Genomic DNA, 20,558 nt, shown 5'->3' with positions numbered 1-20,558 from the left:
AATTTTCTTTCTTCCCATTCCTAAGAAAATCATCACTTAACACAAAGAACGATAAAAAATCCGCACTCATTATGAGTACAGACTTTTCATTAATGAAGGAATGAATTAAAGAATGTTTTTCTCGCCACGAGAAAGACTGATTAATCCAGAACGAACAATTTCAAGCAATGTTGTTTCTTCCTTTACTGCCGCAACAAAAGCATCTAACTTATCTTTTGTACCGGTTAATTGAACAGTGTAGGATTTAGGCGTGACATCCACAATTTGACCACGGAAAATATCGGTGAGACGTTTAATTTCATCACGTGATGCCCCCGTTGCGCGGATTTTTACCAGTAAAACTTCACGTTCAACGTGTTCATGATTACTTAAATTAATCACTTTAAACACATCAACAAGCTTATGTAGTTGCTTTTCAATTTGTTCAAGCACTTGCTCATCGCCTACGGCTTCAATCGTCATTCGTGATAATGTGGGATCATCCGTTGGTGCAACGGTAAGGCTCTCAATATTAAATGCACGTTGAGAGAATAACCCCACCACGCGTGATAGCGCACCGGATTCATTTTCTAATAGAACAGACAAAACTCTACGCATTACTCATTCTCCCCTTTTGTTTTACCTAAAATCATTTCATTCATTGCACCGCCACGCACTTGCATTGGATAAACGTGTTCACCCTCATCGACATTAATATCGACAAATACCAGCTTGTTTTTAAGTTTAAACGCTTCTTCTAATTTACTTTCTAACTCATTCGGCGTGGCAATTTTAATTCCTACATGCCCGTAAGATTCTGCTAATTTCACAAAATCCGGCAAAGAATTCATATAGGTTTGTGAGTGCCGTCCCGAATAAATCAAATCTTGCCACTGTTTCACCATACCTAAGAAATGGTTATTCAAACAAATAATGACAATAGGAATGCCATATTGTGTTGCTGTAGATAATTCCTGAATATTCATTTGAATACTGCCGTCCCCGGACACACACACCACTGTGGCGTTTGGTTGGGCAAGTTTTACGCCTAATGCGGCAGGCAAACCAAAGCCCATCGTGCCTAATCCACCGGAATTGATCCAACGACGCGGTTTATCAAAGGGATAATGCAATGCTGCGAACATTTGATGTTGCCCTACATCTGAAGCTACATAAGCTTCACCATTAGTAATACGGTAAACAGCTTCCATCACTTGCTGCGGTTTTATCACGCCTGAAGTGCGGTCGAAATCCAAGCAGTTTTTGGCTTTCCATTCATTAATTTGTTTCCACCACTCTTCAAGATGATTTTGTGGGCGATTCCCCCCTTCCTCACCTAATAAACTTAAAAACTCATCTAAAATATTTTTCGCACTACCGACAATTGGAATCGACACTTGGACATTTTTAGAAATTGATGTCGGATCAATATCAATTTGAATAACTTTTGCATGTGGGCAATATTTCTCAAGATTGTTTGTCGTGCGATCATCAAAACGCACACCAATACCTAGAATTAAATCACTTTCATGCATCGCATTATTGGCTTCATAGGTTCCGTGCATACCAAGCATCCCTAAAAATTGTTTATCCGTACTCGGATAGACACCTAATCCCATCAGCGATGCCGTCACCGGTAAATTCAAACGTTGGGCAAATTGGGTTAATGCTTCACTACATTCTGCGGCAACCGCACCACCGCCTACGAATAACACAGGTTTCCTTGCCACTAATAAAGCTTTTAATGCTTTTTTAATCTGTCCTTTATGTCCATTCACTGTCGGGTTATAAGAACGCATTTCAACAGATTTTGGATATTCATAAGGGAATTTATGATTCGGATTTACCGTGTCTTTTGGAATATCAACCACAACCGGACCGGGACGACCGGTAGATGCAATATAAAAGGCTTTTTTGATTGTTTCCGGGATATCTTCCGCTTTTTTCACAATAAAACTGTGTTTTACTACAGGGCGTGAAATCCCCACCATATCGCATTCTTGGAAAGCATCGCTACCGATTAAATGACTCATCACCTGTCCTGAAATTACGACCATCGGCACTGAGTCCGCATAAGCGGTGGCAATACCTGTGACAGCATTAGTCGCACCGGGACCTGATGTCACCAATACACAACCTACTTTACCTGTTGCGCGCGCATAACCGTCCGCCATATGGACAGCGGCTTGTTCATGACGAACAAGAATATGTTCAATGCCACCAAGGGTGTGAATCGCATCATAAATATCGAGTACCGCACCTCCCGGATAACCAAACAAATACTCTACGCCCTCATCACGTAGTGATTGCACTACCATTTCGGCACCGGATAATTTTTTCATAATTTACTCCTAAAATTGACCGCACTTTAATTGATTATTAACTGATATTTTCTTGATTTATTTCATCATACTGACAAAAAAATCTTTGTCTAGACACCTTGACAGCATCAAAGCCATAAAATACAAAAATAAAAAACCAACAATCATTAAAAATAAAGAATAAAATAAAATAAAAATGCTTAAAAAAACAAAAAATGCGACTTTATGTCGCATTTTATAAAAATATAAAAATTTTATTTTTTATTTGTTTTTTTGAATCGGATCACATTTTTAGCGTTTTTTCACGATAAAAACGAGTATAACTAAGGATACGGCTGTTGCCACAAACCCTGCTACACCGGACTCTGTAAAACCAACTGTGATATAGCCGATGCAACTTGCTGCCGCAACCGTTAAAGCATAAGGCAATTGGGTCGTTACGTGATCCATATGGTTACATTTTGCCCCAGTAGAAGAAAGAATCGTAGTATCCGAAACCGGTGAACAGTGATCTCCGCATACTGCGCCTGCCATTACAGCCGAAAGGCAGGCTAACATTAATTCCGGTGCTGCATTCGTTGCCATTGAGGCAGCAATAGGTAACATAATACCGAATGTACCCCAACTTGTCCCCGTCGAAAACGCCATCGCCGAAGCAAGAATGAATAAGAGAACCGGCAAAAATTGAACAGGAATGTTATTAGAGACCAAGGAAGATAAATATTTACCCGTTTGCATATCACCGACAACTTTATTGATTGTCCAAGCAAAGAATAAAATTGCAATTGCCCCTGACATAGATTTAACACCTAATTTCCATGCGCGTGCATATTCCCCAAAACTTATCTGCCCATCTAACATAATCAAAACTGTCGATATAATAACCGCACTTCCCCCCCCAACAACAAGAGAAACACCCACGTTAGTATTTTCAAAAGCACCTAATACAGAAAATGGCGATCCTGCTTCAGTAAGAACTTGCCCACCGGTATATATCATCATTGACACCGTAGCTACAATCAAAATCAAAATAGGGAAAACAAGATTCCGAACGTGACCTTCTACGCCTAACTGTTCTTCCTTTTCTTGATTTTCTCGTGTCATTGCAGCTTTTTCGTGACGAGCCATAGAAGCGATATCAAATGAGAAATAGGCAACAAAAAATACCATAAGCAATGCAAAGATCGCATAGTAATTCATTGCGCTCATTGCCATAAATGCCCAAATTGGTGTGTATTCAGTAATAGAATAGGTGGTTAATAAACCCGCTACTAAGGTTATGATATAAGCCCCCCAGCTTGAAACCGGCATCATCACACACATTGGTGCAGCGGTAGAATCAAGAATATAAGCTAATTTTGCCCGAGATACCTTGAAACGATCGGTTACAGGACGAGCAATCGCCCCCACTGCAAGGCTATGGAAGTAATCATCAATAAACGTAACAAAAACCAAAGATGCGGCTAATAATTTTGCACCACGGCGATCCTTAATGCGCTTTTGAGCCCATTCCACAAAAGCACGGTTACTACCGGATACGGTTAAAAGTGCTGTCAAAACACCAAGCAAAATTAAGAAAAGAACGATATTCATGTTTGAATTAATCGCACCATCACTGTACACCAAAGAAACAATATTATCTTTCAAATAAATAAAAGTAGGTAAAAGAGAGGCATTATTAAGCATTAACGCCCCCACTAAAATCCCTGAGCTCAGAGATACTAATACACGACGTGTTACAATCGCCAACAAGATTGCCAGTAATGCAGGAGAGATAGACCAAATTGAAGAAGAATAATCGATAAGTTCCATTAAGTTACACCTAAAATTAATGGAGACAACGGCAGAAAATGAGGTAATAACAGCCCACCTAACCGTAGCGCTCCATAGTTATTCACTATGACAGTAACGTTCCTTTCAGATACGCTACCAACCAGTTAAAATGACTTTTAACTGATTTCGGCGACTACTCCTTTCCTTTTTCGTCATCGCTATCCACTCGGAAAAAATACTTATAGTAATCGCACCTCTACTTTGTAAGGAGCAGGAAGATTACAGGAAAACTGAAAAAAAATCTAATAAATTCTGTAAATTACTTCAACTTAGCCAAAAATCATAATGAGATAATATACATAATAAATATTTAAAATATGGTACTCATCATCCCATTATACTTAATTTTATTTAAATTTAAGATTTACCTTATGAATTAATTTCGTTATTATGGGCGCATTGAAGTTTATATTTTTACACATCATAAAAATAGAGGTTTATTATGGCTGATTTAACTAAAATATTTACTAACCGTCACAGTATTCGTGCCGCAGTACGTGATTTAACATTAGAACAAGCTGAGAATGCATTAAAGAAATTTGAAGAAGCGCTTGCTGAAAAACGTGTACAAATGGAAGAAATCCAACAAGCTGAAATTGAGCGTAAAGCACGTATTGCAAAATATAAGGAATTAATTAAACAGGAAGGAATTACTGCTGAAGAATTGCAAGCCATTATTGGTACTTTCTCCTCAGGTTCTCGTAAAAAACGTAAACCCCTTCCAGCGAAATATAAATATACAACTGAAAGTGGAGAACAAAAAACTTGGACTGGTCAAGGGCGTACTCCAAGCGTAATTCAAAAAGCTTTAGATGCAGGTAAGTCTTTATCTGACTTTGAAATTTAATTATCCCTTCTCTCTAAGAACCCATATATTTTATGGGTTCTCTTTTATTTAAAATCAAAACATTAGTATTATGATCGAAAAAAAAATACTTCTCACCGATTGCCCTGATGATAAAGGTTTAATCGCTAAGATTACAAATATTTGTTATAAACACCAATTAAATATTTTGCACAATAATGAATTTGTTGATTTTGAAACAAAGCATTTCTTTATGCGTACAGAGCTTGAAGGGATTTTTAATGAAATAACTTTACTTGAAGATCTCAAATATAGTTTACCAAAAGGCACAAATTGTCGATTAATTAGCTCAAAACGTAAACGTATTGTCATTTTAGTCACTAAAGAAGCTCATTGTCTTGGTGATATTTTAATGAAAAATTATTACGGCGCACTGGATGTAGAAATTGTCGCAGTTATTGGTAATCACGATAACTTACGAGAACTGGTTGAACGTTTTAATATTCCATTTCATTACATTAGCCATGAAGGTTTAACTCGAATTGAGCATGATAAATTACTTGCGGCAAAAATTGACGAATACACTCCAGACTATATTGTATTAGCCAAATACATGCGTGTACTTAATCCTGAGTTCGTAGAGCGCTATCCAAACCGTGTTATTAATATTCATCACTCTTTCTTGCCTGCATTTATTGGTGCAAAACCTTACCATCAGGCCTATGAGAGGGGTGTAAAAATTATCGGTGCTACCGCACATTTTATTAATAATGAATTGGATCAAGGCCCAATCATTATGCAGAATGTGATTAATGTAGATCATACTTATAGTGCTGATGCGATGATGCATGCCGGCAGAGATGTAGAAAAAACGGTACTCAGCCGCGCACTTGATCTTGCACTTCATGATAGAATCTTTGTCTATAAAAATAAAACAGTGGTGCTGTAATGGAATCAATTACTCTCATGCCAATTAAGATGGTTGAAGGTACAATTAACCTTCCCGGCTCAAAAAGTTTATCTAACCGTGCACTGCTTCTTGCCGCACTGGCTAAGGGTACAACAAAAGTCACTAACTTGCTCGATAGTGATGATATTCGTCATATGCTGAATGCTCTCAAAGCACTCGGGGTAAATTACCAACTTTCTGAGGATAAAACCTTCTGTGAAATTGAAGGTCTAGGTGGAGCATTTAATGTTCAAGGCGGGCTCTCTCTGTTTCTTGGTAATGCAGGTACGGCAATGCGCCCATTAAGTGCCGCACTTTGTTTGAAAGGTGAAATAGGAGGTGAAGTAATTCTCACCGGTGAACCTAGAATGAAAGAACGTCCTATTCGGCACTTAGTCGATGCACTTCTCCAAGCCGGTGCCGATATTCGTTATTTGGAAAACGAGGGTTATCCACCTCTTGCAATTCGAAATCGTGGTATAAAAGGCGGAAAAATCAAAATCGATGGTTCAATTTCATCACAATTTCTGACCGCACTTTTAATGGCAGCCCCCCTTTCTGAAAACGATGTAGAAATAGAAGTTATTGGAGAGTTAGTTTCCAAACCTTATATTGACATCACGTTGGCAATGATGGAAGATTTTGGTATCAATGTAACAAACCATAAATACAAAACTTTCCATATTAAAGGTAACCAATCCTATCTTTCACCCGGTACATATCTGGTAGAAGGTGACGCTTCCTCTGCTTCTTACTTTTTAGCGGCCGCCGCTATCAAAGGAAAAATAAAAATTACCGGTATTGGAAAAAATTCTATACAAGGTGATCGCTTATTTGCCGAAGTATTAGAGAAAATGGGAGCAAAAGTAACTTGGGGAGCTGATTTTATTCAGGTAGAAAAGACCGAGCTTCATGGAATTGATATGGATATGAATCATATCCCTGATGCGGCAATGACTATTGCAACAACCGCACTTTTTGCAGAAGGCAAAACCACTATTCGCAATATTTACAACTGGCGTGTGAAAGAGACGGATCGTCTCACCGCAATGGCAACTGAATTAAGAAAAATCGGAGCAGAAGTTGAGGAAGGTGAAGATTTTATTCGTATTACTCCACTTCCATTAAACAAATTTCAACACGCAAGCATTGCGACCTATAATGATCATCGTATGGCAATGTGTTTTGCACTGATAGCACTTTCGGATACCCCCGTAACAATTCTTGATCCTCAATGCACGGCAAAAACCTTCCCAACATTTTTTAAAGAATTTGAAAAGATTTGTGCTAGAGATTAAATAAATACGGAAAATTTTATATGGTATTCTAAATACTAAAAAAGCGAACATAATGTTCGCTTTTTTTATTAGAATAAAAATCTGTTAGTTAATTACAGAAACATTGAGTGATGAACCACCTACAATTTGTACACGCTTACCAGCGACAAATTTAGGGTCTGCTTTTTGAACTACAACGATGCTTTTTCCATCATCTTTTTTAATGACAAGTTCTGCACCATTAACTTGGCTCGCTTTTTCTTCAATTTTGCTACCCGCTATAGCACCGGCAATCGCACCTACAGCCGTAGCAATCGCTTGACCACGACCACCACCGATTGCGCTACCCGCAACACCACCAAGTACACCACCGCCGACACTACCGATTACTCCCTGATTATCAGCTTGAATTTTTACCGGGCGGACAGAAACTAACGTACCGTAACTAATTGAACGAGCTTCCTTTGCCTGACCGGCAGAGTAAACATCACCACTAAAAATATCAGTATTCGCACAACCGGTGATACCAAATGTAACAGCAAGTGTTAATGCTACTGCCATTTTTTTCATAATTAACCAACCTTATAATTTACAAGTTAAATTGGATTTCTTGGAGACCAAGTAGAAATATTTTTTAAGCCGTTACCATTATCAGATACTTTTACACAAGCACCCACAACTAAAGTTGAATCATACGCGTGAGTAACCGTTTCTGTTTCACCTTCAACTTTGTAAGAACAATTATTTTTACGAATAGTTAACTGAAGGTTTTCACCTTTCATTTCACTAAAAATTACTTGACCTTTATAGGCATTTTCATCTTTTTGGTTATTTGATGAACAGGCGGCTAAGCCTAAGCTTAATAAAACTGTCAATGCTAAAGTCACTTTTTTCATTGTGCTAAACCTCGAGTATTTTTTTAATAGAATAAGGGTGAACTTTAATACAAGCATAATTTTCGCTTTTATCAACGAAACCAACCGCAATAGAAGGATTTGGTAAACGCTCTCCTTCCGCTTTAGGTTCACTCACTTTTGTTGTTAATTTAGGTAATCATTGCCATAAAAATTGTTTATTGACCCGCTCTACCCACGCCTCAGTTGATTCATCTGCGAGGAAAGGAACAACAATCTCAATATGCTCCCAAGTTTCTTGAGGATATTGTTTATTTTTAGGAAACGGTAATTCAATAACATCAACAAATTGCCCGGCAAAGGCTAGCGGCTTTTCTAATTGAATTAAATAGATAGGTCGCCCGTTAATGATATTATCGGACAAAATTCTACCGCACTTTACTAAATGTGTCAGCCAATTTTTTGCTTTTTGTTCACTATTTGCCCGCAAAGCAATATGATCGATTTCATAATCAGATAAATTAATTGACATCATATTCGCAAGTGCTTGAATTTTTCTCTCAAAATCTTCCAATTCCTCTTCAAGTACAAGCAGATTTTCGTTTAATTTCATATTCTCCCTTTGAGAAATCAATAAAGAACGCTATCATAATCCATTATTTTTAATATTCAATTTAAACACAGGAAAAACCGTGAATATCCAATCTATTTTATCCGATAAAATTAAACAAGCGATGATGGCAGCCGGTGCCGATGAATCTTGTGATGCACTTGTGCGCCAGTCAGGAAAACCTCAATTTGGAGACTATCAGGCAAATGGCATTATGGCTGCCGCAAAAAAACTAAATTTATCCCCACGTGAATTTGCACAAAGCGTATTAGCACATACAGATCTTTCCGATATTGCGGAAAAATTAGAAATTGCAGGTCCCGGCTTTATTAATATTTTCTTAAATTCCAACTGGATTACAGAGCAGGTTTCTCACACACTTAGCCAACCGAATTTAGGCATCCAAGCTGAAGATAAACAAACTGTTGTAATTGACTATTCTTCACCGAATGTTGCCAAAGAAATGCATGTCGGTCATTTACGCTCAACTATTATCGGCGATGCCGTAGCCCGTACGCTTGAATTCCTAGGACATAAAGTTATTCGTGCCAATCACGTGGGCGACTGGGGAACTCAGTTTGGTATGTTGATTGCTTATCTTGAAAAAATGCAAAATGAACACACAAGCGAAATGGAATTACAAGATTTAGAAACATTCTATCGAGAAGCAAAAAAACACTATGATGAAGATGAGAAATTCGCTGAAAAAGCCCGTAATTATGTAGTGAAATTGCAAAGTGGAGATGAATACTGTCGAGCTATGTGGAAGCGCTTAGTGGATATCACAATGCAACAGAATCAGCATAATTATGATCGCCTAAATGTCACCTTAACAGAAAAAGATGTGATGGGCGAAAGTCTTTATAATTCAATGTTACCCGGTATTGTCGAAGATTTAAAAAAACAAGGGCTGGCAGTAGAAGACGATGGTGCGCTTGTCGTGTATTTAGAGGAATTCAAAAATAAAGAAGGCGAAGCAATGGGCGTGATCGTACAGAAAAAAGATGGAGGTTTCCTTTATACGACGACCGATATTGCCGCGGCAAAATACCGTTATGAAACCTTGAAAGCCAATCGAGCATTGGTATTCTCAGACACTCGCCAAAGCCAGCATATGCAACAGGCATGGCTGATTACCCGCAAAGCAGGTTATGTACCAGATAACTTTTCATTGGAGCATAAAAACTTCGGAATGATGCTGGGTAAGGATGGGAAACCATTCAAAACCCGAACAGGTGGAACAGTGAAATTAGCGGATTTACTAGATGAAGCTATTGATCGAGCGGCAATATTAATTAACGAAAAAAGCAACAATTTATCTGATACCGAAAAAGTGGCTGTCGCCGAGGCTGTGGGGATTGGTTCCGTGAAATATGCAGATCTTTCCAAAAACCGCACCACAGATTATGTATTTGATTGGGATAATATGCTAAGTTTTGAAGGCAACACTGCGCCTTATATGCAATATGCCTATACACGTATTCGTTCAATCTTTAACAAAACTCAGGTAGATTTGACCGCACTTTCTACTGCTCCATTAATGCTGGTTGATGAGAAAGAACGTTCGCTTGCCATTAAACTTTTACAATTTGAAGAAGCCGTACAAACTGTAGGCAGAGAGGGCATGCCACATGTACTTTGTGCCTATTTATACGAATTAGCCGGCGTATTTTCTTCTTTCTACGAGCACTGCCCGATTTTAAATGCCGAAGATGAAAAACTGATGCTAAGCCGTTTAAAATTAGCACTACTAACCGAAAAAACCTTGAAACAGGGTCTGGATTTACTGGGTATTAAAACCGTTGACAAAATGTAGTTCAAAAAAGGCACGAAAATGTGCCTTTATTTTTACGTTAAAAAAGGATTAGTGAGTTTCTCACGCTGAATAGTCGTGTAAGGCCCATGACCTGCAATAATAATCATATCATCATTAAGTTTAAATAATTTCTCACGGATTGACGAGATAAGCTGTTCATAGTTTCCTCTAGGAAGATCTGTTCGCCCAATTCCGCCTTGAAATAGCACATCGCCGGTAAATGCTGCTTTTTTCTCTTGCTCAATAAAGCCAATATGTCCTGGTGAATGACCCGGTAAATGTAAAATATTAAATTGAAAATCACCGACGTTAATAACCTCTCCTTCATGTAACCAACGATCAGGTAAAAATGAATTAATATGTGCTAATCCAAAACGTTCTGCCTGTTTAGGTAAGCTTTCAAATAAGAATTGATCTTCTTCCTGTGATCCCCAAATTTCTACATTGAAATAATCTTTCAACTGCGTTGCCGCACCAACATGATCAAGGTGAGCATGAGTCAGTAAAATAACCTTCAAATTCAATTCAAGTTCTTCAATTCGCTGAATCAGTTTTTCTGCTTCACCACCAGGATCTATGATCGCCGCATTTTTTTCATCATCCCAAATCAAAGAGCAATTTTGCTGAAATGCCGTAACCGGAATAATCTCAATATTCATTCTTCTTTCCTCACAAACAAAAACCGCACTAAAGTGCGGTTAATTTTTCGACTTTTTTATACGCCTCGCCAAGTTCTTACCGGACCGGTATCCACATGAACAAAATTACTACGCGGATAAAACCCGACCCCACCATTATTCAGTTTTTCTGCCGTCTGCTTGATTTTTACTAACGGTGTACCATCAATACGAAAATCCACCGCCTGACCTTTTACATGATAACTGTTACTTGCCACCCCACGGCTTTGACGATGGCGCATTGCATTGGTAGCAGGAGAACGATAACCGCAAATAATCTGAATTTCAGCAGTTTGTAATCCTAAATGACCTTGAATACGATAAAGTTTCAGAAATAAGTTCGGATCCATTCTGTGAGTTTGGTTTGTTCGCTTATCTCGCATAAAGTAATCAAGCTTTTTCAACATTGACGTAGTAAACCCACCGTTTGGTGAAAACACGCCACTTAAACGTTCACCTGTATTAACATTACGAAGTGCCAAAATACGGGGTTTAGCAGTCGAAACCATGGCCAAAACAGTATTAGGTACAATAGTTGCGCCCAATACGATACCACCTAGAGATAGCCATTTCCGCCGGCTTTGATTAATTTTATCCATTTATGCTCTCTTATTTCATTCTTTCGTTTTTCGACTTAAAAGATATACCTTAGTTCACTAAAGTGCGGTTAATATTACAAATATTTTTTTACGGTATTCCAGTCAATTTCATTATTGCCAATAGTATTGTCATATTTATAAATATCCGGTAATACCTTGGTTTGACCGTTCTCAATCCACGCGGTGACATAATATAAGAAAACCGGATTATCCGAGCGAATATTGGCTGAAGTCGTTTTCTTACTGGCTAAAACACTTTGTTTACGACTATCTGACCAACCAGCTTCTTTTAACAAAATATCAGCAAGTTGAGAAGATTTTTCTACACGGACACAGCCTGAACTTAACGCCCTATCTTTACGAGAGAAAAGACCGCGGTTCGGCGTATCATGCAAATAAATAGCATCAGAGCTCGGCATATTAAACTTATAGTTACCTAATGCACTATCACCCGGTGCTTGACGAATACGATAAGGGAAGTTTTTGCCGATTTTATTCCAATCTATGGAATAAGGATCAACGCTATTTCCTTTATTATCAAGAATACTATAACCATGTGATGCCGCATAACCAGGATCACGTTTCAATTTCGGTACAATATCTTCATTAACCAAACGCGTGGGTGCATTCCATGGCGGATTCACAACCACATTACTTAATTTACTGTACATGACCGGTGTACGACGTTGATCTTTTCCAACAATAACACGGGATTCCAGCATCAATTGCCCATCACGATAATATTGTAACTGGTAACTTGGAATATTCACGAAAATACCATTATGAAAATCAGGAATGACACGTAAACGTTGCGCATTAATCGCCAATTTTTTACCGGTCGGCGTTAAACCGGAAGCGGAAATCATTGACGACAGTGCTTGAATAGTTTGTCGATAATGGGAATTATCGGTAGATAAACTTTCCACATAAGTTAAAACATCGTTATTTTTAACCGCACTTAACCATTGCTGAATTTGCTCGTCACTTGGAGCCTGAGGTTTATATGAATTAGAACCATACAGCCAACGCTGCGCTTGCTGGCTTATGTTTTTACTGTAATACATATAGTCTAAAAATGCATCGCTCAAAAGAACATCGTATGCTAAACCGCCGTTCTGCTCAGCCTGACTTAAGTTCTCTAAAGACTTAGCCGAGCGCTTAGAAATACCGCTCGCAATCATTGCAGAATATTCACGCAAAAATTGTTTTTCTGCAGATTTATCCTGCCATAATAAAGCATATTTATTATCAGCATAAAGTTTCGCGAGAACAGGCTTAAATTGTAAATTTTTCTCACCGACTTCGTGGGTAAGAGACATTTCAAGCATCGCTTGCTTTTCTGCGTCCAGACGGGCTTGATCCTCTTTAATTTCCGCTTCTAACTTAGCACGTTCTTCAGGAGAAAGTTTTGACATATCAACCGCTGGAGGACCAGAATGTGAAAGTGTATCTTTAGCCCAATCAGCTAATGCACAACCAGATACTAACATTGATAATGATAATGCCTGCGTGATCTTAATTGTTCCTTTTAACATAAGAGTTCCTTTAAAGATTTACAACACAGACCGCTCTTTTATTCAAAGAGCGGTCAAAATTTATTATTTTTTTATTTCTGTTTTATTCGCTTCTTGCTGAGTTTGTGCATTTAATTTTTCTTGTTTTGCACTTAATTTCACCAAATCTGCAGCAATTTTTTCAGCTTCTTTTAAGAAGAAATCCGGCGCTTCATAATCCTTAGGTAAAGCATCAATATCTTTTAACAATTTTTTCCCTTCACGTTTAAAACGATCATTGATACTTTTCAAACGTCTCGCATCATCGCTATCATTCTCAGCTTTACGTTTTTGATAATTCAAAGACATAAACTTGCGATCGCGGCGTTCATCACGAATTTTTAATTCTTCATTCAACCCAATAAACTCCGGATCTTTCTCAATACGAGCTTGATGTTTTTTCTCTAATTCTGAAATATATTGGCGCACATTGCCCGTTTCAGAATAAGTAGATGCAGGAATTTTATCCCAAGGAAGTGCATTATCTTCCTTTTCTTCACCATATTCTTTCGCATCAATAACTTCAGGAAACTGAATATCGGCAGAAACACCTTTTAATTGTGTTGATCCGCCATTGATACGATAAAATTTTTGAATAGTATATTGTAAAATACCTAAAGGTGTTTGATCTAGGTCATAAACAAAATTCAATGAACGACTTTGCTGAACAGTTCCTTTACCGAAAGTATTTTGTCCAACAATAATACCGCGATTATAATCTTGCATTGCTGCTGCAAAGATTTCTGAAGCAGAAGCGCTAAAACGGTTAATCATGACTAATAACGGCCCTTTGTATTGCTCTGCACGATCATCATCTTCGTGAACACGGATACGCTGATAAGCATCACGAACTTGAACCACCGGACCATCGGTAATAAATAAACCGCTTAGTGCCACGGCTTCCGTCAAAGCACCACCACCGTTTTCACGTAAATCGACGATCAAACCTTTAACGTGTTTTTTCTCTGCCTTAACCAATAATTTTTTTACATCTTCCGTTAAACCAATGTAGAAACTTGGAATTTTAATTATCCCGATATTTTCCCCTTCTACTTTCTCAACAGTTAGTTTAGCAGCTTGATCTTCAATGCGTACTTTATCACGCACCAAGGTGATAATACGCGATTTTCCACCTTTGGCGGGTTCAATCTCAAGACGAACTTTAGAACCTTTCTTTCCTTTAATTTTGTCAACAATATCTTCCAGACGCCAACCGATGATATCTTCAATTTCACCTTTTTCTTGTCCCACACCAATAATTTTATCGCCGGCTTGTAATTTTTTGCTGCGCTCCGCCGGTGCACCGGGAACAAGAGATTTAATACTGGTTTCGTCATCTTCTGACTGCAACGTTGCCCCAATTCCTTCTAATGAAAGATTCATACTTTCGTTAAAACTTTTTGCGGTGCGTGGTGAAAGATAACTGGTATGTGGATCAATTTCACGTGCAAAAGCGTTTAAATACACTTGAACAATATCGTCTGCTTTCGTTTGCGTTAAACGGCGAATCGCTAAATTATAGCGTTTTGCCAATTTATTTTTAATTTCCGACCATTTTTTATCTTTTAGTTTTAAATTGATCACATCATTTTTTACACGTTCTTCCCAAAGACGGTTTGCCTCTTCTTCCGTCTTAGGAAAGTCCGCTTTTTCACGATCAATTTCAATTTGATCTTTACCGTTTAAATTCGGCTCTTTATCTAATAATGAAAGCGCATAGACATAACGCTCATAACGACGTTTCATCATTAAATCATAAATTGCAAAGGCAGCTGAAAGATCACCTTGATTCAATTGATCATCCAACTGCTCTCCATACTTCTGGCGTAATGCATCCACATCCGATTGTAGAAAAGTATTACGGCTATAATCCAAACTTTTGATATAACGATCAAAGATCTTCTCAGCAAAGGCATCATCAAGTTGAAATTTTCGATAATGAGACTGCGTTAAGCGTGTTGTCGCACGTTTTGCCGCCAGTTGATTTTCCTCCGTCGCAGAAGGAGTTTGAATATCAGCTAACTTTAACTTAGATTCGACGGCAAATCCCACACCAGAATGAAGGAACAACGCACTTAATACAGCAGTTGCTAAAATATTTTTGGTCATTATCAATTTCATTTAATCTTTCCCGATAAAATCTCAATATTATGATTATGCGAATAAACGATCAGCCACAATATTCATTACTAAGCCGTTTTCTAGTTCCACACGGGCTGAATCTTTTAATATTTCGACAATAATACCCCGTTTAGCATGCTCGCCTACTTTTACCTTAACAACTGCTCCTTTAGAAAGTGTGGATAAATCAACCGCACTTAACTCAACCTTTGGCTTAGGTTTACGTGGCGATTTCAAATTATTTTGACGACGCGGCGGGCGTTTTTGCTGAGCTTTTTTCTCAGCTAATTCCGCTTTGCGTTTTTCTGCAAATTTTGCTTTTGCTTCAGCGAGTTGCTCTGCTGCATGTGCAACATGTTCGGCATCCAACACACCTGCCGGATTGCCATATAAATCCACACGCTCAGCCCCTTCACGACAGCCATGTAAATAACGCCAGTTTGAGGTATATTGGCGAAGAGCGTGACGTAACTGTGTTTTACTTACCTTATCATCCTCTTTTAGAGCCTCAGCTAAATCTTGGAATAAACCGATTTTTAGGGGTTTTGCCTCACCTTCTAAAATAAAGCAAAGTGGAAATTTTTCTGCTAAATAAGCGATAATTTCCTTATTGTTCGTCAATTTTTGTAGATTTGGCGATGCTTCTTCAGTCTGCTGAACATCAAGTTGAGAATCTGTCATTTTTTGTTTTTGTCCTAGAATTGAAAATAAAAAACTCCCATAGTTTATCGCACTTTTATAAGACTTGACAATGTCCCAAGCAAGTTTAGGAATGAAGTTGTTCACTACCCTATCAATTTCAATAAACGTCTGTTCATTTAAACTTCACAAACGCAGAGGAATAAGGATAAAATAATTAATCTTTTTGACCGCACTTTTATATATAACAAAAAACAAAAACATTATTATGACAACCACACCGAATTTTACGAATATCCATAATAAAATCGCTCGTTGCAGTGAATGCGATAAAGTCGTCTCGGTACCTTATCCTTTGCCTCAAAATGAACATGCAGAATGTCCTCGCTGTCATCATACACTAAGCACAACAAATCGTTGGTCATTACATCGTTGTGCGATGATTGCACTGTCAATTCTTATACTAATGCCCTTTGCTTTGAAATTTCCTCTGTTGAGCATTGATTTACTCGGTGTAAAAGTTGATGCTTCTGTATGGGAAGGGATCTGGAAAATGGCAACTTCGGGCTATCAATACACAGCTTTTTTAGTATTTATTTGTGCCGTATTAATGCCGATTTCTTTTGCTATTTTAGTTTTAATGCTATGGTTTGCTAAGTTACTTAATCTTCGACCACGTAATGTTTTACTTTTTTTAAGCTACATTAAGCCTTGGGTGATGTTTGATGTCTATCTCGTGGCACTAGGCGTATCAATGTTTAAGGTACGCGAATACGCCACATTGGAAATTGATGTCTATTTATCAGCATTTATACTGACCGCTCTTTTAACCACTTTATTGTTTATCAAAATTAATTTAAATGAATTGTGGGACGAATTCTATCCTGAACATAACCATATTCACTCATCAATGAAAGAGAAAATTGAATTATGTACCGCTTGCAACTATTCGTTCCCCCATTCAGACATAAAACATATAAATCATAACTCTGTTTGTCCTCGCTGTGACTCACGCTTAGATCTCCCCGAATCAATAAAATTACAGCGTACTTGGGCAACTTTGATCGCCGGTATTATTATGCTTTTTCCGGCAAACTTATTGCCGATATCCGGTGTTTACTTAACGGGTGTTTTAACCGAGGATACGTTAATGTCCGGCGTGATTTCATTCATTAAAATGAAGAGCTATTTTGTCGCCTTTGTTGTATTTTTTGCCAGTATTTTTGTGCCAATTAGTAAAATTTTTATTATGCTATATTTGCTTGCCAGTGTGCATTTCAAATGGCAACACTCTATTAAATGGCAAATGCGCTTATTACATATCGTGCATTTTATCGGACGTTGGTCTATGCTTGATTTATTTGTTCTTGCCTTAATGATGTCACTTGTTACACGTGGACAAATTATTAATTTCACAGTGGGGCCCGCAGCTTTTTACTTTGGCGCTGCAGTTTTTCTCACAATGATTTCAACTTCACAATTTGATAGTCGACTTATTTGGAAAATTTATGACTGAAAAACAACAACCGAATAATGAACATTCAACGAACCATGCCACAAACGTTGATTCACAATATAAAACGATTCAAGCCGTTTTGCGCAAAAATCGAAAAGTTTCGCCTTTTTGGTTATTACCTTTTATCGCTCTTTGTATCGGTGCGATTCTTTTCTTCCAAATTATCGAAGAACAAGGTAAAACGATCAAAATTACCTTTACAAACGGTTCAGGCTTGGTCGCGGATAAAACACCTATTCGCTATCAAGGGCTACAAATAGGCGTAGTAAAAAAAGTAAACTTTACTGATAATATGCAGAAAGTAGAAGTGATCGCCAATATCTACCCAGAAGCAACCGATGTATTGCGTGAAAATACAAAATTCTGGATTGTAAAGCCAAGCGTCTCACTTGCCGGTATTTCAGGCTTAGACTCTCTTGTTTCAGGAAACTACATTACACTACAGCCGGGTGATGGTGATACCGAAGATCAATTTATTGCCCAAGAAAAAGGTCCTATTGCCCAAGTTTCCCCCGGTGATTTATTGATCCATTTAGTTGCTGATGATTTAGGGTCAATTTCTATCGGTTCTTCCGTCTATTTCAAAAAATTGCCCGTCGGTAAAATTTATGATTATCGCTTTAATGAAAATAATAAAGTCGAAATTGATGTCGTCATTGACAAAGAATATTCGCATTTTGTGAAAAAAGATTCTCGCTTTTGGAATATTAGCGGTGTGACCGCAAATATTAGCCCTGCCGGTTTAAATTTTAGTATGGAAAGCGTAAATGCTGTTGTACAAGGTGCCGTTTCTTTCGATTCTCCAACCAACAGCGAAAGTGCGACCGAGAACACAGCTTATACACTCTATGCAAGTTTACGAGACGCTAAACGTGGTATTGAAGTCGGTATCACGCTTCCAAATATAGCAGGTTTAGAAGCAGGACGTACGGATGTATATTATCAAGATCATAAAGTTGGCATACTTTCGGCACTGACTATCGCAGAAAACAATGAAGACATTTTAACAGGCACATTACTTATTGATCCGAACCAAGTAAATTTATTGAAAACCAATACCCATATTGTTTTTCGCAGTAAAAAACCGAGTTTGGCTGATTTATCCGATCCGCAGCGGTTTTTCCGTAGCGATTATTTTGAGATCATTCCGGGTGATGGAACAGAAAAATTGCAATTTAATGTTATTAAAGAAAACGAATTACTCTTGAAAGCGCCAAATACCCTAGTAATTACACTCACAGCGCCGGAAAGCTACAGTGTATCGGAAGGTCAGTCCGTGTATTACAACAATATTGCAATCGGTGAAATTGTTAAACAAAAAATTAATGTAGAAGGCGTAGAATATCAAGTAGCCATTAGTTCTACGTATCGGAATTTAATTAACCCAAATACACTTTTTGTGGCAGCCTCAAACTTTGACGTAAATCTAGGTATAGACGGTGTTCGTTTTGAATCGGCCCATCCGGAAAAATGGCTGCAAGGAGGTGTTCGCATTATTGCGAAAAAGGGCTTGGGTGATGCACTCAAAAGTTATCCTCTTTACAAAGATACACAAAATGCAGAATCCGGTATTACAGGAAATTTAGTCGAACCTGATATTACCTTGAAAACTTCAACTTTACCGAGCATCAGTAAGGGCTCTCTTGTGCTATATCGTCAATATGAAGTAGGAAAAATTACTAATATCCAACCTCAGACCAACCATTTCAATGTAGATGTCTATATTTATCCGCCTTATAAGCATTTACTTACGGATAAAAGTGTCTTTTGGGTAGAAAGCGCTGCACAAGTAGATATTACCCCAAAAGGTATTAGTATTCAGGCAACACCGATTGCCCGCTCATTAAAAGGCGCAATTAGTTTTGATAACAGTAGCTCAGGAAAAAATAAAACATTGTATCCAAATGAGCTGCGAGCAAAATCTGCCGGGCAAGCCATTACCCTGCTCACAGATGATGCGACAAATTTGAGCAAAGGTATGAGCTTGCGTTATCTAGGATTATCCATCGGTGAAGTAGAAAATATCACATTAGATCCCAAATCACGTAAAATTACCGCACAAGCGCTTATCAACCCGAATTATATGGGAATGATTGCCAAAGAAGGTTCAACCTTTAAGATTATTTCACCACAGATTTCAGCCGGCGCAATTGAAAACTTAGAGAGTTTATTGCAGCCCTATATTGATGTGGAAGTCGGAAAAGGCAAAACTAAAACCCAATTTAATCTTACACAAACTTCGCCGAGTCGCAATAAATACAGCAGCGGCGTGCCGTTTATTCTTGAAACAAATGATGCAATGAATTTAACAGAAGGCTCACCCGTACTTTATCGTGGTGTCGAAGTCGGTACGATACGTAAATTTGATCTCAATAGTTTAGGCGATCGAGTACTTATCCATATTGCTATAACACCAAAATATCAACATTTAGTGCGTAAAAATTCTGAATTTTGGGTATCATCCGGCTATGATTTAAGTCTGGGTTGGAAAGGTGCGGAATTTAACACCGGTAGTGTTCAACAGCTGCTGAAAGGTGGAATTTCATTCTCTACCCCGTCAAGCACAGTTGTTCAGCCTCAAGCGCCGGCAAATCAGCGTTTTTTATTGCAAATTAAACGACCTGTAGAAGCTCAAAGTTGGAATTCAGGATCACTCCCTAATCAATAAAATTACGGAAAATTTAACCGCACTTTTGATGAAAAAATCAAAGTGCGGTTATTTTTTCTACCTTTTTCAAAAACACACAAAAAAATCCCCTGCCTGAACAGGGGACAAAAAAGGAATTTATGAATAAAATCTCTAAAGTTTAGCTTTATCAAAAGGAATCTCGATAAAACGCCGATGATTATATTTACAAATCTTTACAAAATCAAGACAAAATTTACATTTTCTTATTTTAGTCATTTTTTTGTTATGGATTTCAACAAGATAGCTGGTAATCAACAAAAAATCAAACCATAAAATAGGAAATATGGTGGATTTTTAATCTTATTTTTCCCCTAATAATT

The 20,558-nt window shown here is 37.9% G+C and carries 16 protein-coding genes, 1 pseudogene and 1 riboswitch; of the genes and pseudogenes, 6 read left to right on the top strand and 11 right to left on the bottom strand.

Annotated elements, in window-relative coordinates; all coding sequences use genetic code 11:
* Positions 1-105: 105 nt before the first annotated feature.
* From ilvN to A3GE_RS0108195, 3 genes are all read right to left on the bottom strand, one after another.
* Positions 106-597 (bottom strand): acetolactate synthase small subunit, encoded by a 492-nt coding sequence (ilvN, locus tag A3GE_RS0108205; protein WP_018356782.1) that lies wholly within the window; start codon positions 595-597, stop codon positions 106-108.
* Entirely contained in the window at positions 597-2,321 is a 1,725-nt protein-coding gene (locus A3GE_RS0108200; protein WP_018356781.1) for an acetolactate synthase 3 large subunit, read from the bottom strand. Before A3GE_RS0108200 ends, ilvN begins: the two co-directional genes overlap by 1 nt.
* Before the next feature lie 270 nt (positions 2,322-2,591).
* Entirely contained in the window at positions 2,592-4,112 is a 1,521-nt protein-coding gene (locus A3GE_RS0108195) for a Na+/H+ antiporter NhaC family protein (RefSeq protein ID WP_018356780.1), read from the bottom strand.
* A gap of 57 nt (positions 4,113-4,169) precedes the next feature.
* A riboswitch (Lysine riboswitch) is annotated at positions 4,170-4,340 on the bottom strand.
* Between the two features lie 235 nt (positions 4,341-4,575).
* On the opposite strand from A3GE_RS0108195, the gene A3GE_RS0108190 reads away from it, so the two are divergent.
* The 3 genes from A3GE_RS0108190 (at position 4,576) to aroA (ending at position 7,185) form a co-directional block, all read left to right on the top strand.
* Complete coding sequence (locus A3GE_RS0108190; RefSeq protein ID WP_018356779.1) at positions 4,576-4,980, top strand: H-NS histone family protein; 405 nt, start codon at positions 4,576-4,578, stop codon at positions 4,978-4,980.
* Between the two features lie 70 nt (positions 4,981-5,050).
* A complete protein-coding gene (gene purU / locus A3GE_RS0108185; protein WP_018356778.1) occupies positions 5,051-5,887 on the top strand; it encodes a formyltetrahydrofolate deformylase in 837 nt (278 codons plus the stop codon).
* The gene (aroA, locus tag A3GE_RS0108180) at positions 5,887-7,185 is read left to right on the top strand and encodes a 3-phosphoshikimate 1-carboxyvinyltransferase (protein ID WP_018356777.1); all 1,299 of its coding nucleotides are present in this window, start codon (positions 5,887-5,889) and stop codon (positions 7,183-7,185) included. The genes purU and aroA overlap by 1 nt, the downstream gene beginning before the upstream one ends.
* A gap of 84 nt (positions 7,186-7,269) precedes the next feature.
* On the opposite strand, the gene A3GE_RS0108175 is transcribed toward aroA, so the two are convergent.
* From A3GE_RS0108175 to A3GE_RS11490, 3 genes and pseudogenes are all read right to left on the bottom strand, one after another.
* Positions 7,270-7,734 carry an outer membrane lipoprotein gene (locus tag A3GE_RS0108175; RefSeq protein WP_018356776.1) on the bottom strand — a complete coding sequence of 155 codons (465 nt, stop codon included), beginning with the start codon at positions 7,732-7,734 and terminating at the stop codon, positions 7,270-7,272.
* 26 nt (positions 7,735-7,760) lie between these two features.
* On the bottom strand, positions 7,761-8,060 hold the full coding sequence (locus A3GE_RS0108170; RefSeq protein ID WP_018356775.1) for a hypothetical protein: 300 nt from the start codon (positions 8,058-8,060) through the stop codon (positions 7,761-7,763).
* 4 nt (positions 8,061-8,064) lie between these two features.
* A pseudogene (locus A3GE_RS11490) lies at positions 8,065-8,631 on the bottom strand (VOC family protein).
* Between the two features lie 79 nt (positions 8,632-8,710).
* On the opposite strand from A3GE_RS11490, the gene argS reads away from it, so the two are divergent.
* Positions 8,711-10,444 (top strand): arginine--tRNA ligase, encoded by a 1,734-nt coding sequence (gene argS / locus A3GE_RS0108160; protein ID WP_018356772.1) that lies wholly within the window; start codon positions 8,711-8,713, stop codon positions 10,442-10,444.
* Positions 10,445-10,476: 32 nt separating this feature from the next.
* On the opposite strand, the gene A3GE_RS0108155 is transcribed toward argS, so the two are convergent.
* The 5 genes from A3GE_RS0108155 to proQ form a co-directional block, all read right to left on the bottom strand.
* Positions 10,477-11,103 (bottom strand): MBL fold metallo-hydrolase, encoded by a 627-nt coding sequence (locus A3GE_RS0108155; protein ID WP_018356771.1) that lies wholly within the window; start codon positions 11,101-11,103, stop codon positions 10,477-10,479.
* Positions 11,104-11,159: 56 nt separating this feature from the next.
* Entirely contained in the window at positions 11,160-11,720 is a 561-nt protein-coding gene (gene mepK / locus A3GE_RS0108150; RefSeq protein WP_018356770.1) for a peptidoglycan L,D-endopeptidase MepK, read from the bottom strand.
* 74 nt (positions 11,721-11,794) lie between these two features.
* Entirely contained in the window at positions 11,795-13,255 is a 1,461-nt protein-coding gene (locus A3GE_RS0108145) for a L,D-transpeptidase family protein (protein WP_018356769.1), read from the bottom strand.
* Positions 13,256-13,318: 63 nt separating this feature from the next.
* Positions 13,319-15,394 carry a carboxy terminal-processing peptidase gene (gene prc, locus A3GE_RS0108140; RefSeq protein WP_018356768.1) on the bottom strand — a complete coding sequence of 692 codons (2,076 nt, stop codon included), beginning with the start codon at positions 15,392-15,394 and terminating at the stop codon, positions 13,319-13,321.
* 33 nt (positions 15,395-15,427) lie between these two features.
* Complete coding sequence (gene proQ, locus A3GE_RS0108135) at positions 15,428-16,075, bottom strand: RNA chaperone ProQ (protein ID WP_018356767.1); 648 nt, start codon at positions 16,073-16,075, stop codon at positions 15,428-15,430.
* 226 nt (positions 16,076-16,301) lie between these two features.
* On the opposite strand from proQ, the gene A3GE_RS0108130 reads away from it, so the two are divergent.
* Complete coding sequence (locus A3GE_RS0108130; RefSeq protein ID WP_026215442.1) at positions 16,302-17,549, top strand: paraquat-inducible protein A; 1,248 nt, start codon at positions 16,302-16,304, stop codon at positions 17,547-17,549.
* Complete coding sequence (locus A3GE_RS0108125; RefSeq protein ID WP_018356765.1) at positions 17,542-20,217, top strand: PqiB family protein; 2,676 nt, start codon at positions 17,542-17,544, stop codon at positions 20,215-20,217. Before A3GE_RS0108130 ends, A3GE_RS0108125 begins: the two co-directional genes overlap by 8 nt.
* The last annotated feature ends 341 nt before the right edge of the window (positions 20,218-20,558 follow it).

This window comes from Rodentibacter pneumotropicus DSM 21403 (assembly GCF_000379905.1).
Taxonomy (GTDB): Bacteria; Pseudomonadota; Gammaproteobacteria; order Enterobacterales; family Pasteurellaceae; genus Rodentibacter; species Rodentibacter pneumotropicus.
Note: the sequence above shows the minus strand (reverse complement) of the source record. Positions and strands in the feature narration are given on the sequence as shown.